Source organism: Acinetobacter sp. P1(2023) (genome assembly GCF_028367635.1).
Classification (GTDB): Bacteria; Pseudomonadota; Gammaproteobacteria; order Pseudomonadales; family Moraxellaceae; genus Acinetobacter; species Acinetobacter pittii_E.
The window spans coordinates 44,277-60,178 of sequence record NZ_JAQNDD010000009.1; the positions used below are offsets into that span (position 1 = coordinate 44,277).

Annotated in this window: 17 protein-coding genes; 15 read left to right on the top strand and 2 right to left on the bottom strand. The window is 39.7% G+C overall.

The genetic code is table 11. The features are described from left to right. The first annotated feature begins 105 nt into the window (after positions 1–105). From ispH to rplS, 12 genes are all read left to right on the top strand, one after another. On the top strand, positions 106–1,056 hold the full coding sequence (gene ispH, locus POD11_RS13450; protein WP_016142896.1) for a 4-hydroxy-3-methylbut-2-enyl diphosphate reductase: 951 nt from the start codon (positions 106–108) through the stop codon (positions 1,054–1,056). 171 nt (positions 1,057–1,227) lie between these two features. Continuing rightward, complete coding sequence (locus tag POD11_RS13455; protein WP_216967680.1) at positions 1,228–1,701, top strand: pilus assembly FimT family protein; 474 nt, start codon at positions 1,228–1,230, stop codon at positions 1,699–1,701. Beyond that, entirely contained in the window at positions 1,695–2,255 is a 561-nt protein-coding gene (gene pilV / locus POD11_RS13460) for a type IV pilus modification protein PilV (protein ID WP_262457506.1), read from the top strand. The genes POD11_RS13455 and pilV overlap by 7 nt, the downstream gene beginning before the upstream one ends. Further along, a complete protein-coding gene (locus POD11_RS13465; protein WP_262457507.1) occupies positions 2,255–3,256 on the top strand; it encodes a PilW family protein in 1,002 nt (333 codons plus the stop codon). Before pilV ends, POD11_RS13465 begins: the two co-directional genes overlap by 1 nt. Further along, positions 3,253–4,062, top strand: a complete 810-nt coding sequence (locus POD11_RS13470) for a PilX N-terminal domain-containing pilus assembly protein (RefSeq protein WP_262457508.1) — start codon at positions 3,253–3,255, stop codon at positions 4,060–4,062. Before POD11_RS13465 ends, POD11_RS13470 begins: the two co-directional genes overlap by 4 nt. An 11-nt stretch (positions 4,063–4,073) precedes the next feature. After that, positions 4,074–7,928: a PilC/PilY family type IV pilus protein gene (locus tag POD11_RS13475; RefSeq protein WP_262457510.1), complete on the top strand. Its 3,855-nt coding sequence runs from the start codon at positions 4,074–4,076 to the stop codon at positions 7,926–7,928. Positions 7,929–7,938: 10 nt separating this feature from the next. Next, positions 7,939–8,421 (top strand): type IV pilin protein, encoded by a 483-nt coding sequence (locus POD11_RS13480; protein ID WP_239967069.1) that lies wholly within the window; start codon positions 7,939–7,941, stop codon positions 8,419–8,421. Further along, positions 8,418–8,843, top strand: a complete 426-nt coding sequence (locus POD11_RS13485) for a type IV pilin protein (protein WP_239967070.1) — start codon at positions 8,418–8,420, stop codon at positions 8,841–8,843. The genes POD11_RS13480 and POD11_RS13485 overlap by 4 nt, the downstream gene beginning before the upstream one ends. Positions 8,844–8,990: 147 nt before the next feature. After that, positions 8,991–9,242: a 30S ribosomal protein S16 gene (gene rpsP, locus POD11_RS13490; protein WP_000260334.1), complete on the top strand. Its 252-nt coding sequence runs from the start codon at positions 8,991–8,993 to the stop codon at positions 9,240–9,242. Between the two features lie 20 nt (positions 9,243–9,262). After that, positions 9,263–9,811: a ribosome maturation factor RimM gene (gene rimM / locus POD11_RS13495; RefSeq protein ID WP_002116736.1), complete on the top strand. Its 549-nt coding sequence runs from the start codon at positions 9,263–9,265 to the stop codon at positions 9,809–9,811. A gap of 42 nt (positions 9,812–9,853) precedes the next feature. Further along, the gene (gene trmD / locus POD11_RS13500) at positions 9,854–10,606 is read left to right on the top strand and encodes a tRNA (guanosine(37)-N1)-methyltransferase TrmD (RefSeq protein ID WP_262457511.1); all 753 of its coding nucleotides are present in this window, start codon (positions 9,854–9,856) and stop codon (positions 10,604–10,606) included. Positions 10,607–10,874: 268 nt separating this feature from the next. Then, positions 10,875–11,243 (top strand): 50S ribosomal protein L19, encoded by a 369-nt coding sequence (gene rplS / locus POD11_RS13505; protein ID WP_002116654.1) that lies wholly within the window; start codon positions 10,875–10,877, stop codon positions 11,241–11,243. Between the two features lie 51 nt (positions 11,244–11,294). Here rplS and POD11_RS13510 read toward each other — a convergent pair whose 3' ends face one another. Continuing rightward, positions 11,295–12,236, bottom strand: a complete 942-nt coding sequence (locus tag POD11_RS13510; protein WP_224992249.1) for a lipase family alpha/beta hydrolase — start codon at positions 12,234–12,236, stop codon at positions 11,295–11,297. Positions 12,237–12,351: 115 nt separating this feature from the next. Next, a complete protein-coding gene (locus POD11_RS13515) occupies positions 12,352–13,386 on the bottom strand; it encodes a lipase secretion chaperone (protein ID WP_262457513.1) in 1,035 nt (344 codons plus the stop codon). Between the two features lie 153 nt (positions 13,387–13,539). Between POD11_RS13515 and truB the strand changes: the two genes are divergently transcribed. The 3 genes from truB (at position 13,540) to POD11_RS13530 (ending at position 15,897) form a co-directional block, all read left to right on the top strand. Next, entirely contained in the window at positions 13,540–14,445 is a 906-nt protein-coding gene (gene truB, locus POD11_RS13520; RefSeq protein ID WP_239967073.1) for a tRNA pseudouridine(55) synthase TruB, read from the top strand. A 19-nt stretch (positions 14,446–14,464) separates the two neighbouring features. Then, the gene (locus POD11_RS13525; RefSeq protein WP_125738862.1) at positions 14,465–15,241 is read left to right on the top strand and encodes a sulfite exporter TauE/SafE family protein; all 777 of its coding nucleotides are present in this window, start codon (positions 14,465–14,467) and stop codon (positions 15,239–15,241) included. Positions 15,242–15,453: 212 nt separating this feature from the next. Beyond that, complete coding sequence (locus tag POD11_RS13530) at positions 15,454–15,897, top strand: hemerythrin domain-containing protein (RefSeq protein WP_001019905.1); 444 nt, start codon at positions 15,454–15,456, stop codon at positions 15,895–15,897. The last annotated feature ends 5 nt before the right edge of the window (positions 15,898–15,902 follow it).

Here is a 15,902-nt window from a genome sequence, read left to right on the forward strand (position 1 = left end):
GATAAAATATCTTCGCTATTGTAGTGTACCGTGCGTTTAAACTGAATAGTTTTAATTGCAAATATTCAAGAGAAATTCCCCTGTTTTATTAATTTTGAGGCTGTTATGGAAATTGTGTTAGCTAATCCGCGTGGTTTTTGTGCCGGTGTTGATCGAGCCATAGCAATCGTCAATCGGGCTTTGGAATGTTTTAATCCACCTATTTATGTACGTCATGAAGTTGTACACAATAAATTTGTGGTTGATGACTTACGTCAGAGAGGGGCCGTTTTTGTTGATGAACTAGATCAGGTTCCAGATGACTCAATTGTAATTTTTAGTGCGCACGGTGTTTCAAAAGCTGTTCAACAGGAAGCTGAACGCCGAGGTTTAAAAGTTTTCGATGCAACTTGTCCTTTAGTGACTAAAGTTCATATTGAAGTGACTAAATATGCGCGTGAAGGTACTGAAGCCATTTTAATTGGTCATGAAGGGCACCCGGAAGTCGAAGGCACAATGGGCCAATATGACAAATTAAAAGGCGGTGATATTTATTTGGTTGAAGATGAGGCTGATGTTGCTGCACTCACCGTACGACATCCTGAAAAGCTTGCATTTGTAACGCAAACAACGCTATCTATTGATGATACAGCTAAAGTTATTGATGCTTTGCGTGCTAAATTTCCGCATATTCAGGGTCCTCGTAAAGATGACATTTGCTATGCTACTCAAAACAGACAAGATGCTGTACGTGATTTAGCTGAGAAGTGTGATGTGGTATTAGTTGTAGGTTCACCTAACTCATCAAATTCAAATCGATTACGTGAGCTTGCAGAGCGTATGGGTAAAGCTGCTTACCTTGTAGATAATGCTGATCAGTTAGAGCAGTCATGGTTCAATGAGACTTGCAAGATCGGTGTGACCGCTGGTGCTTCTGCGCCAGAAATCTTGATTAAACAAGTCATTCAACGTTTACAAGATTGGGGTGCTCAAGCACCGAAAGAGTTAGAGGGGCGTGAAGAGAATATTACTTTTAGCCTTCCTAAAGAATTACGCATTCATGTGACTCAAGCGTAAAGTGTGACTTATTTAACATACTGATTTTAAAATAGTTAAACAGATAATTGTTGATATGACAGTTATCTGTTTTTTTATACCCTTCATCTGCTTTGTATTTGTTTTGTAAACATAAAGCGTAAAATTTAATTAATAAATAAAAAATTTTTAAGTTTATTTGGGGTTCTGGGGATGAGGGGAATTATTCCGCAAGATGGGTTCACCTTGGTTGAACTTATGGTGACGATTGCGGTCATGGCTATTATCGCGATGATGGCCGCGCCATCTATGTCGAATTTATTAGAAAGCAAACGACTAGATGAAAATCAACGAGACCTAATCAATACTTTGTCAGAATCAAAGAGCCAAGCAATACTTGGTCGCCAAGATGTATCCATTAATCTGAATTCAACAGCCTCAAATACACCGACTTCTTTTAATTGGAAAGCTGCTTCCAATAGCACTCTTGAGCTTAAAAATATCGCTGCTAATGGTACACAGAGCTCATCAACAGCGACGACTTTAACTTTTAATGCAAATGGAGTGGTAACCAATATTACTCAAGATACGCTTTTATCTATTTGTAATTCAAAAATAAATAAAAAGAAAATTATTATTTTAACGAAGCTTGGCACATTAATTTTTAAAGCTGAGGAGACATGTTAATGCGGGGCTCTAAGCAAAAAACTCAAGCTGGGGTTGGTTTATTAGAAGTATTGGTCGCCTTAATTTTACTTGCGATAGGAATTTTAGGATATGTCGCTTTGCAAATTCGGGCTATGGATGCTTCTTCAGAAGCATTAAGTAAATCTCAAGCCATTCTAGTGATGAGGGGATTAGCAGAAAATATTCGCGTAAATAATTCTCAAGCTAGTCAATATCCTGCATTTGTTCGTAGTTATAGCAATTATTCATCTACTACCGCAGCTCCGACTTCCTGTTTCAATGCCGCTTGTACGCCTTCTCAACTTGCTCAATTTGATGCATATCAAGCAGCAAGAAATGCCGATCAACTTGGCATGAAAATCACAATGACAAATTGTCCTGGAGTTACAACCACAATGGCCCAGCAGAGGCAGTGTTTGTTTGTTTTTTGGGGGAAAACTTCTCCGGTAATTACAACAAATGCGGGAGTCACTAGCGCGGATGTGTCGAGTTGTATGAGTACAGATGGTGTTTATGCCAATAATTCAAATTGTTTGATGATGGAGGCATATTAATGGCTCACTCATTTGTATCGTGGAAACAACGGGGCTTTACATTAATTGAGCTTATGGTTGCACTGGCTTTAGGCCTAATTTTAGTAGCTGCAGCAACTCAATTATTTATTGGTGGACTTTTATCAAGCCGTCTACAAAAAGCAAATGCTGAAATACAAGATAGCGGTATTTTTGGTTTGGAATATATTGCCCGTGATATACGCCTTCTAAATTATGGAAATGTAACCAACCCAATATTAACTGATATGACGCCTTGGGGCGGCGTTGTGCTAACTGGTTCAACAGCAACTAATAATAACACTGTTAATTTTGTCCCTAATGTCGGAGCAAATACTTATATTGCTGACACATTATTGAGCCGTGGTGCAGGCGATACGGTGAGTACAGTGAGTAATCACTGGAAAGGTTTTTCAAATATACAGAATAGTTCAAATACAGCTGTGCAAAGTGATCAATTGACGATTCAATTTATTGCGCCTACGAATATGACTAATTGTGAAGGTGTGAATGTTCTTGCAGGAGATTTAATTGTAGAGCGTTATTTTTTACGACTGGATAGCAATGGTACCTCCCAGCAAGATTATGCACTTGCATGTGATGCAAATACTCCCTCTAATGTCGCCACAGCTCAACCGACCACGATTGCCGGGTTGGGCGACGCTGGTCAAATTGTATTGCCGCGTATTGATCATTTTCATGTGCTGTTTGGTGCAAAAAATGCGGCTGGCAATTTTGCTTATTATACCATTCCCCAATATCGGACTGCTGCACAGGCTGCCCGAGATGCCACACCATCTGTGATGCCGCCACGAATTCTTTCAATACAAATATCTGTATTAGCGCGCTCTACTAATAATGCTCAAAACAAAGCAATAGATCCGGCGCAGTCTTTTTTTATGTTAGATCAGACCGTGCATGCTTCTGATAATACAACTCGATTCTTACGCCGTACTTATAACGTAACAATTGCTCTACGCAATGCGATGGGGGAAAGTCTATGACCCATTTAACTCATAAAGGTAGATCTAAAGAAAAAGGGGCAACCCTTATTGTTGTGCTTATTATTTTATTGCTTGTAATTTCTGTAGGTGTTTTAGCCATAAGAGTGGCTATTGTTTCTTTAAAAGTTGCTACCAATAGCCAAGTTAGCCAATTAAATTTTCAGTCATCTGACACGCCTTTAGAACTCATTGTGCAGATGAATCCTACCATTCTAACTAATATTACTAACGTGATTGGGGCGGCGCTCAAAGAGCATGAAAGTAACCCAGGTGCAGAATACAACTTTTGTTATAAACCAACCTCTACATCTATAAGTTTTGCTCAAACTCGGGAGGCTAGTTTGCTTCGGGCTGGGAGCGCTAATAATGCAGTCGTTGAAGATGGCGGCGTGGCGGGTTTCTGCGATTTAACAAGTGACTATGGGAGTAATCGCCAAGCAGTGGTTACCCAAGTTGCTGTAAGTATTCCAACAGATGCTGCAAGTGATATTCCAGGTTCAAATTTACCACGAGGAACAAACACCTCGGAAGGTACGCAACTACCTAAAAGCATGTTGTCTACGCAGCGTATTCGAGTGATTACAACAGCTTTTTTACCAGCCTATGCTTCCACTTCTATCGAAACTTTACAAAGAGATTGCTTAAGCACGAGTTCAGCAAAAATTAGCGACAATTTTGATATCGCTTTAACGGCTAAACAAACATTAGCGGAGTGTTTAGCAAATCATAACGTGCCTTTTAGTACTCAAGTTCAAGAATTTAACTATACCAATAAGCTCACTCAAATTACGGCACCGGGTTCATAATGGGGAATATCGTGAAACTAAAATTGAAGAATTTTAAGCCAAATAATTTATGGTATGCCATCTGTTCGAGTTCGGTTGCTTTTACATGGTTGATGACAAGCTCTGTGGTGCAGGCAAGTGATTTACAAATTTATGCTTCACCTATAGCGGGTAAAAAAACCATTGTGATGATGTTGGATACATCAGGAAGTATGACCAACAATAGTTATGGTGAAAACCGTCTGGCTATGCTTAAAAATGGTATGAATGCTTTTTTAGCCAGCAATAATCCTGTTTTAAATGATACTCGTGTGGGCTTGGGGAATTTCTCTGCCAATGGTGATAGCCGAAGTGGACAAATTTTGGTGGCTGCTGCTCCTTTAGGAGATGCGAGTACTTTAAATACGGTAGGTTCTCAGCGTTATAAATTAAAACAGGCCGTTGCAAATTTAACTGCTGGTGGGTCAACACCTTCAGCGCATGCTTATGCAGAAGCTGCTGCTTATTTGATGGGTACAACGACCTATTCAGAGGCGAATTATGCTATTCGAAAAGATAGCTATATAAAGCGTGTGCGAAAATCTGATAATAGAACGGAATATTCATATTGTACCAGTTATCGCGATTCACAAATTGATACGGCAAATCTATGGCAACCATGCCGCTCTAGTAACTATTGGAGTAACTGGTCAACCTCTAATCCGGGTGTGGATACGGCAACTGCTTATGATACTTCATCGGATTGGACCTATTCTTATACTTATTACTACACTACTTTTAACTATGCGATAGCAAATGCAGATAGTGGCATTCCAAAATCAAAAACAAATGATACGACGAGCAATCCAAATATTGTTGTAGATAGAAATGCTTCTAACTTAAATGCCATTTACCAATCTCCTTTGCCTGCGGTGGCCAATCGTCAAAGCTGTGATGGGCAGGGTATTTACTTTTTATCAGATGGTGAGCCGAACAATACAACAAATACACGTTCGGCAAGTGTCATGTCGACTGCTTTAGGTAGTACTTTTGGAGCTGATTTTAATTGTTCTGGAGGTTTATCTAACACTACAGCAGACTCTGGTTGGGCCTGTATGGGGGAGTTTGCAAAACGACTATTTGATAAAACAAAGAATCCTGCCAGAGTTTCTATTCAAACAGCATTTGTGGGTTTTGGTAGTGACTTTTCTAGTTTAAGTTCTTCTGATGTAAAAAATGCCTGTCGTTTGAGTTCGAGAACCCAATCTGATCGTAAAAGTGATGATAATTGTTCGCCGAATCAGACCACAAATGCGGTCGCTGCACCTGGTTATGGAAATGGAGGTTTTTACCCTACCCAAAGTGCGCAAGGTGTAACAGATAGCGTTATCGCATTTATTAATAACTTAGATAAAGTTCCTTTAGAACCCTTAACTACAGGTGCTATCTCAGTTCCTTATGATGCACTGAATCCTAAAAATTTACAGGAATATGGTTACTTACGTGCTTTTGAGCCAAATCCGGCTAACACCTACTTAACATGGCGAGGAAATTTAAAGAAATACCATGTTGTTTTATCGGGAACAAATGCTGGTGCTTTTGAAGCTAATACTGGTGGGTTGGTTTACAACGCAACTGGGGCTTTTAGAACGGGTACAAAAGATTATTGGAATAGCTCTACTTATAATGATGGAGGTAAAGTCTTTTTTGGTGGGGCTTATTCGAAGGTGCCTTTACCAATTGTTGGACAAAATGAAACACGTGATGAAGAAGGAAATATCACAAAATATTATTACGCAGTACAAACTAAAATCCGCAACTTATTTACTGATGTTTCCGCTGTTGCAGCGGATGGTAGCTTAACGAAGCTATCAACTTCTGGAACTAATTTGCTAAAAATTCCAGCTGCTCCACCAGAAGGAACTAATCCTTTTGATAGTGTGGCTAATACAGCAAGTTATGTTTTAGGAAAATTTAATGCATCAACTGGACAAGATATTTTAAAAGCTTTCCCGATTAGCTTGAAGTTAAAAATATTAAATTATCTAGGTTATTCAACTGATATTAGCGCTACGTCTTTACCTTCGTCATTAGTTACATCGAATGAACCATATTTATCGATGGGCGGTAGTATTCATTCTTTACCGGTACAGCTTACCTATAATGGAACATTAGATGAAAATGGGAATTTAACATCTGCGCGTGAACAATCCATTCTCTATGGAACGATGGAAGGTGGTCTGCATATTGTGGATGCTTCAACTGGTATAGAACAAATGGCTTTCGTTCCTGCCGATATTTTAAATGATCCAGTCGCTTCAAAAGCTTTAGTTGTTGGTCAAAGTGATGCTACAGCACCTGCACACGGTATGGATGGAGCTTGGGTATCCGACCCTGCATATAGTATTACTACAACGGGAGGTGGTAGCTCAGCAGTATCAAAAGTGATTGCAAAGCAAATGAATATTTATGGTGGCATGCGAATGGGGGGCAGCAGTTATTATGGCTTAAATGTCTTAAATCCTGCTTCACCTAAGCTCCTCTTTAGAGTAGGTGCAGACCAAACTGATTATAGTCGTATGGGGCAGAGTTGGTCTAAACCTGTACTTGCAAATATACGTTATAACGGGATGATTAAACGGGTCATGATTGTTGGTGGTGGCTACGACCAATGTTATGAAAACCCGAATATTACCTTGAGTAACTCTTGCTTTACGAATGGAAAAGCAAAAGGAAACGCTGTCTATATTATTGATGCTAAAACTGGGGAACGCTTATGGTGGACTAGTGATACAGGCTCTAGTGTAGATAACTCTAATATGAAGCACAGTATTGTGAGTCGTATTAGTACCTTAGATCGAGATGCTGATGGTTTAGTAGACCATTTATATTTTGGCGATTTAGGTGGACAAGTTTTCCGTATCGATCTTAATAATAACCAGACCAAAACAAATTCGACTTATAGCAGTTTCGGGGTTCGAGTTGTTCGATTAGCCAATTTGGCAACGAATGATGCTACTTATGATAGCTCGAACGACTATACAGCTGGGAATGCGCCGCGTTTTTATGAACCGCCAACAGTGACAATTCACGATTATGGAATCCGCACTTTTATTACTGTAGGTATTGCGTCAGGTGACCGTAGTACACCGTTAGATGTTTATCCACTTACAGGTCGTGAGGGGATGTCACCAAGCACAGCATTAAGCGGAAGACCTGTAAACAACATCTATGGAATTATCGACAAAGATTTTATTAAAAAGAATTTAATGTCTTTAACGGATAGCCAACTTGAAACGAAAGATATTACTCGATCAACGCTTCGAAAAAATCCACAAATTTTACGATCTGGAGAAACACGAGTAGCACAGATTTTCTTTCCCAATACGGGGACGGGACAAAACGGTTGGTATCGCTCGCTTTCTAGTATGAGCGATGGCACAGAGAAAGCTAATAATAGTTTCCGTATTAAAGGAGGTCTCAAAGCTTTTGAAGAGCCTATGGCAATTACAGGGACTTTAATTGTGCCTGTTTATGATCCACAGGGAACAGGTATTGTAGCGGCAGACCCATGTTTACCACGTGTAGTCGGTGAAACTGACCAGCAGACGTTCTGTTTACCATTTGGCGCCTGCCTTAATTCTGATGGAACAATTGATCAAAATAAAGAAAATCACAGTGGGTTTGAAACTGAAACTGGGAGTAACTGTCCAGTAGGAGTTTCTGAATGTAATGAAAATGTTATTGGCTCCGGTATTCGTGGCGTAACATTTGTACCAACGGAGGATAACCCACCTGCGACTAATAGTTGTGGGAAATTAAAGCTGTCTGGTAATGAGCAAGGGACTGGACAGTGGCAATGTACGAGTCATTTAGTTCCTACGCGTTGGTATGAGCGTTATCGTTAAGGGATGACTGATGAATAAATATTATATTCTGCGGTTTAATCAGGGTGTTACCTTGATTGAGCTCATGGTTGTCATCGTGATTGTCGCTATTTTTGCTTCGATTGCTATCCCTTCATATCAAAGTTATAGCCGTAGAGCGACGGCTTCTGCTGCTAAAGGTGAAATTCTAAAATTGGCAGAACAATTGGAACGGCATAAATCCAAGAACTTTACCTATAGAGGATTTACCACCACATCTGTAACGTTGCCACGGGGCGGTTATACGATTGAAATTAGTGATGATACGACGACAGGAAATTTATTGACGAATGGTGCGGCGAATGGGCAAACATGGGTCATTAAAGCGACAACTACAGATTCAAGAAACTTTAATTTTATTGCTAAAAATTCAGGTTTGCGTTGCCAAAGTTTAACAGCTACGGCTGTTGATAATGACTGTGGTGGAACAGTCACTTGCAATGTATGTGAAACAAATAGTGAGAATTGGCAATGAAGAATGGTTTTACCTTAATAGAGCTCATGATTGTAGTCGCAATAATTGCAATTTTAGCAGCTATAGCTACACCTTCGTATTTACAGTATTTACGCAAAGGACATCGTACAGCTGTTCAATCTGAAATGATGAATATTGCCCAAACATTAGAAGCAGAAAAAGTAGTTCACAATCGTTATCCATCGAATGCGACTATTACATCGATTTATGGTTCTAGTGTAAGTCCTCAACAAGGCCAAGCCTTATATAACTTGGCTTTTGCTAGTATAACTGATTCAAGTTGGGTGTTAACGGCTACGCCTATTGCTACTAGTTCACAAGCTGGTGATGGGATCATTTGTCTTAATGATCAAGGGCAAAAATTTTGGGCAAAAGGTGCAACTGATTGTGCGTTATCTGCTGCATCAAATTGGCTAGAGTAATTTTAAATTCAAAACTGCGGATAACTCAAAAAATAATCTTTCTTTCAGGGCGAAAATCACGTAGAATGTCGCCCTCTATGAAAGGGGTTTGAAGTGTTGCCGATGGTCGGCGCAGGGATAATCCGTAAGAATTATAAGGCTTTTATCATGGTTGTTATTCGTTTAGCACGTGGCGGCGCAAAAAAACGTCCATTCTATCAAATCGTTGTGACTGACAGCCGCAATGCACGTGATGGTCGTTTCATCGAGCGTATCGGTTTCTTTAACCCGACTGCACAAGGTCAAGCAGAAAAACTTCGTTTAGATGCAGACCGTTTTGCTCACTGGGTTTCTCAAGGTGCTCAACCTTCTGAACGTGTTGCTTCTTTAGCTGCTCAAGCTAAAAAAGCTACTGCATAATTTTTTGTAGTAGGTAGCCCATGACATCAACACAGAATGTTCCCGAAGATCGTATTCAGATTGGACAGTTACGTTCAGCTTATGGATTGAATGGGTGGCTCTGGGTGTATTCAAATACAGAACCCATGAGCAACATGTTTGACTACCTGCCTTGGTACATTGAGACCAAGGCCGGTTGGCAAACAATAGATGTAAAACGTTGGAAACCCCATGGCAAAGGCCTAGTTGTCGCGTTGAAAGGTGTGAGTGATCGCACTGGAGCGGAAAGCTTGGTTGGCGCTAATATCTGGATTGCTAAGTCTCAACTGCCAAAAGCAGATGTAGATGAGTACTACTGGTCGGATTTAAAGGGCTTAACAGTGTTAGGTCTTGATGAAGAAGAACAGGAAGTAAACTTAGGAAAAATTCATGAGTTGTTTGAAACTGGAGCCAATGATGTGATGGTGGTACACGCTACCCCAGACAGCATTGATTCAGAAGAACGCATGATTCCTTGGCACAAAGATGTAGTACAACGTGTTGATCTTGAAGCTGGTCGTATTTACGTCAATTGGGGCGTAGATTATTAATCCTTTTAGGATTAATACAGCAGGAAAATAGAGGAGTCTGTAATGTTTTTTGCAGTCATTACGCTTTTTCCTGAAATGTTTGAAGCGATTACAGCCTACGGCATCAGCGGACGTGCGGCAAAACGAGATATTGTACAAGTCACTTGTATTAATCCTCGTGATTTTGCTGAGGGAAACTACAGAAGAGTGGACGAACGTCCATTTGGTGGTGGTCCCGGTATGGTGATGATGGCTGAGCCTTTGGCGAAAGCAATTGCGCATGCCAAACAGCTGGCCTCACAAGCAGGACATGTTCATGTCCCTGTGGTGTATATGTCCCCACAAGGCAAAACCTTAAATGAAAAGGCAGTACAGCAGTTTGTCGATTATGACGGCTTAATCGTACTGTGTGGACGTTATGAGGGAGTAGATGAACGTTTGATCCAGCATTATGTTGATCAAGAATGGTCAATTGGTGATTATGTTTTATCTGGTGGTGAACTGCCCGCTATGGTGTTACTTGACAGTATTATTCGCCGTTTGCCGAATGTAATGTCAGATGAACAATCAGCAGTACAAGATTCTTTTGTTGATGGTCTTTTAGATTGTCCACAATATACAAAGCCTGATCATTTTGAAGGGCTGGATGTGCCAGAGGTATTAAAATCTGGACATCATGGCAATATTGAAAAATGGCGTTTTTTGCAGCGATATCAACGAACTCTAGAGCGCCGACCGGAGTTGGCTGAAAAGGTTGAGTTGACTAAGCAGCAAAAGAAATGGCTAAAAGATGAACGAGGGAATAGCAGTGATTAATTATCACTGCCCGAGTGCAAGGCAAAAGCTATGCTTTTGCAATGAGGATAAACATGTATGAATCATGTTTGTCTGAGTATGAAACGAGAAGCAATGCTTCGAGTTAAAGCATAATTCTATTTAATGAATAGTTTTATGTATATTTAAAGGCTCTTTATAGACATATTGTCGTAAAGGGAAAGATAAACGGGTTGATATGCGCTTTAGCCTCTATCCCCAGCGGAATCTCAGACCTCTTCTGACTCCGCACATATTGGAGATTCCCACAATGAGTGGTAAACATCCTTTAGTTCAAGCTGTTGAAAATGCACAGTTAAAATCTGATATCCCTGCTTTTGCTCCTGGTGACACTGTCATCGTTCAAGTAAAAGTAAAAGAGGGTGATCGTGAACGTCTTCAAGCATTTGAAGGTGTTGTAATCGCTAAGAAAAACCGTGGTTTGAACTCTGCGTTCACAGTACGTAAAATTTCTAGCGGTGTTGGTGTTGAGCGTGTATTCCAAACTCACTCACCAGTTGTTGCTAAAATCGAAGTGAAACGTCGTGGTGACGTTCGTCGTGCTAAACTTTACTACCTTCGTGACTTGTCTGGTAAAGCTGCACGTATTCGTGAAAAATTACCAGCTCGTAAAGCGTAAGCTTATAGCGAGTAAAAAAATGCGCCTTTTGGCGCATTTTTTGTTTAAAAACTATAATCCTTGAAGTTTCAAACGGTTGGCATGTTGACGGTAAACCGAGACAGGATCGGAAGCAAAAATAGAACGTACCCCAAGTACTTGGTTCACTTCATCTAAATGATTCCAGTTGTAATCATCACGAATTGTTTTACCAAATTTGGCACTGCATCGGGAAACAAGTCCATCATTATCACCGAATGGATCGACTACTAAACTACTGCCAGTTAGCGCAATATCAAATGGGTCTAATGGGTTGGTGAGAGCTTTATTTCCTGAGAAAGAATACATATAGATACCTTTCTCTTGATATGCTCCTTCACCACAAGAAGTGCTCGGTATACCCATTGGGAACTGAGCATTAAATTTTGCTGAACCTTGTGTAGATAAGCTATGAGCTCCAGCTAGAGAGTCGTGCGGATAGCTTGTCGGATCTAGGCCTCCTGCCCAAGTAATTGCTGCTGAAAACCAGTTTACTAACGTTGCCAGTCCAGATAGAGGAGTACCCTCGACATTCAGGATGACATCTGCCATTGGTGAGCCCTTATGAGGTGCACCAATTGTGGTGAGTGAGGCAACTTTTTCTGGCATGATACCGGCCACATAGCGAATTGTCGGGCCCCCATGGCTATGACCGATTAAGTTGACTTTAGGTTTACCGGTAATGGCAATAATTTCTTCTACTTGTTGGGCAAGTTGTTCTCCACGCACTTCTGTTGAGTTAAAAGGGGATACCCTTGTTGCCCAGACATTTCCTCCATTACGTGCCAGATCAGGAAGAATTTGGTACCAGTAATCGAGACCAAGAGTATCTGTTCCAACTCTGTTAAAACCTGCCATACCATGGTTAAAAACCAATGGATATTTGGTTTGTGCGTAAGATGAATAAACGAACGAGTTTTTAACTTGTTCAGCATTTGTGGCATGGGCCGCCGAAATACTCAGTCCTGAGAGTATTGCAGCGCAAAAAAATATTAACTTCCTTTTCATTTTTTACTCACTATTTTTATTTTGTATGAAAAGCAGCTTCTTACTGCTAGTGAATGTTTAGCCTATTCCTAAAAGAAAAGGCTTAATAATTAAATGGCAGTTCACCTCCCTGATCATGGACCGTCTCAAAAGTTCGAAGTCTTAATTGTTCTTGTGATGAGTTAAATTGTTGTTGGCGTAATTGTTGTATGGCTTGATTTTTAGCACTATCACTCATATTGCTTTTAATAATTTCATCTCGTCCACTCAAGTAACTTGTGACTCTCTGCTGCCAAGCACTACGCTGTGTATCTAAAGTTTCTAGCCTTTGAGTTGCTTCAGCTCCGACGAGTGCTGTACGCATTTGTCTAAGTTCTTCTGCTGAACCATGACGAGCTTTAATTTGTTTGGTCAGTGTATGTAAATCATCAAGTTTAGAGAGTTCTTGTAGGTTCTGTTGCCAGTCTTCTGGTAGTTGTTCAAAGCGTTCTTTGAGTTTTTGTGCCTTTTCAATTTCGCTTAAAGACGAGTCCTCAAGTATTTGCATACGGTCAAGCGTGTAGTTCTGATAGATATCTTCGGTTGAGAAAAGCCCTTCAATTTCTGTGACGGAGAAGAAACGTTTTCTTAAATCTCGAATTGAATTAAAAATCTTTTGAAAATAATTTTTATCTTGTTGTTTTGATGGAGGCGTTTGAATTTGAGCCAGTTGTTCGCGATATTTTAAGTAACGGTCCCATAAATCTATAATCTGTGAGCGAGCGGGCTCAGAATATTGTCCTTGAATAAATTTCCCAAAGTGATTTTTGATTTGCTCTAAATTATTTTCTCCATATTGGGTAATAAAATACTCAAAGCAGTCGCGTGTTTGACTGTTAACAACCAAATGTTGGGAACTATCAATTTTTAACTGACAGTTCACTTCGGTATCTTGCTGACTTTTACTATGGTAAGCATCTGCATTTAACGTTGAATTTAAAGAGGTTTGAGGCGTAGATGCTAAGGTTTTAGCTTCATCCTGATTTAGTTGAGTTGATGTATTTTTTGAATCAGGACTTAACCAATATACACATGCAATGAGGCTCAAAATAAAAAATCCGAGCACGCACCACAATACCTTCTTCTGCATTCCTTGCATAAAGATATCTTCCTTAAGTTTTAATTTGTTGTTTTTTTACTCGATCATTAATGTGCCACAAAATAAGTGAAAAGGCACCTAAATATTGTGAAAATATCTTGCCGAATTTGCTAACATGTCGGCACTTTTTTCTAGCTTTGTGTTCCAGTAAAAATGACGACAAAAAATCAAAAAATTTCTCGTCGCCATATCAGTGGTGTATTTCTATTAAATAAACCATTAGGCTTAAGTTCAAATGCGGCTTTGCAAAAAGTGCGTTGGTTATATCGCGCCCAAAAAGCAGGTCATACTGGAGCTTTAGACCCGTTGGCAACAGGTTTGCTCCCGATTTGTTTGGGAGAAGCGACCAAGTTTTCACATTATTTGCTGGACTCCACAAAGCGCTATCAAACCACTGTTCGATTAGGGCAGACCACAACAACAGGTGATGTGGAAGGGGATATTTTACAAGAACGTTCTGTCCCTGTTCTTAACCAAGAGCTTATTGAACAAACCTTAGAGAAATTTAGAGGTGATATTCAACAAGTTCCGCCCATGTATTCGGCTTTGAAAAAAGAAGGCAGACCCTTATATGAGCTTGCCCGAAAAGGTATTGAGATTGAGCGTGAAGCTCGCCCAGTTACAATTTATGCTTTAGAGCTCTTAGAATTTACCGAAAATACGATTACTCTGGATGTAACCTGCTCTAAAGGGACATACATCCGTGTACTCGGTGAAGATATTGGTGAGGCTCTTGGCTGTGGTGGGCATTTAACGATGCTAAACCGGACTCAAACAGGACATTTTGAGCTTATTCCGAGTTATACCATTGAATATCTGGAAAGCTTAACAGAAGAGCAAAGAGAAGCTTTGCTACTTCCAGTTTATGCTCCAGTTGACCATTTCCTAAAAATTCAAGTTCCAGAAGGACGTGAAAAATATTTTTGCAACGGTTTGGAAAGCAATATTGAGCATTCTGCAGAAGCAGAAGTTTTGGTGTTTTCGGGTGAGCGCTGTTTAGGCTTAGCTGAGATTACCGATAAAAAACGGTTGGTACCTAAGCGTATCTTAAATTTGTAGTAGATGTAGAGTATAGAGCATGGGCATGGAATGGGATGTTATCCTTAGTTTGATCTTTTTTGCGTTTACTGCGGGAGCAATTGATGCTGCTGTAGGTGGCGGCGGACTCATCCAGATTCCCGGTATCATGAGTACTTTTCCGAACATGCAGACTGCAACGGTTATTGGTACAAATAAATTATCTTCAATCTTTGGTACTGCATCTGCAGCTTATACTTTTGCAAAAAGAGTAAAGTTGCAATGGAAGCTTTTAGCCGTTATTGCCATTTGTGCACTGATTAGTTCTTTTGCTGGTGCGGCCTGTTTGTCACTTATTCCCCAATCGGTATTACGTCCTTTCGTGTTTGTAATGTTGATTGTAATAGCTATTTATACCTTAATTAAAAAGAACTTTGGTCAAGTCCATACAGAGCAAAAAATTACCAACAAAATGTTAATTTTAGCTGCTATTGGTAGTTTGGCGATTGGTTTTTATGACGGTATTTTTGGGCCGGGTACCGGTAGCTTTTTTATCTTTTTCTTTATCCGTTTTTTACAAGTTGATTTTTTACATGCCTCAGCTTTGTCAAAAATTGGTAATTTTATGACGAACTTGGCTGCATTGAGTTTCTTCATTCCAACTGGTCACGCTATTTTGCATATTGGTTTGATGATGGCGGTAGCTAACGTGCTTGGTTCTATTGTTGGGGTGCGTACCGCGCTTAAATACGGTAGTGGTTTTGTCCGTATTATCTTTTTAATTTTAGTCAGTATTCTAATTTGCCGTTTGGGCTACCAAATGTTTGTTCCAGGCTAAATAAGATAAAAAAGTATGAGCTGATTTTAAGGAGCAGTTCATACTTTTTATGTATCCTTCCTCATTGAAAATATAAAAATCATTACAGAAACTTACTAGAAAGAAAACTGTGTAAAAAATAGTCTCATTTTAAGCTACTTAAATAATATAAATTTCAACGTATGATAAACCTTGAAATAAAAAAGATTTTTTAGCTAAAAATGAGGAAGAGAATGAATATTTTCGAAGCATTAAGAGAAAGCCATGAAAATCAACGAAACCTTTCTGAGCAATTAATCCAGACACATGGTTTAACCGAAGAACGAAAAGAATTATTTGATGCATTAAAAAATGAACTTTATGCCCATTCAGTTGCTGAAGACCGTTATCTCTATATTCCTTTAATGTTTGATGATGTGGGTTTGGATATTACGAGACATGCTTTATCCGAACATCATGAAATGGATGAGTTGGTTGAACAGCTTGAAAAAACCGATATGAGTAGCCCTAGCTGGTTAGCAACCGCAAAACAGTTGAGTGAAAAAGTCCATCACCATTTAAAAGAAGAAGAGCATAAGTTTTTCCAGCAAGCTGGAAAAATTCTGAAAGACAGTGAAAAAGAAACGCTGGGTAATAAATATTTAAAGGAATATAAAAAGTATAAAAAGCAGCAGTAGAGCAA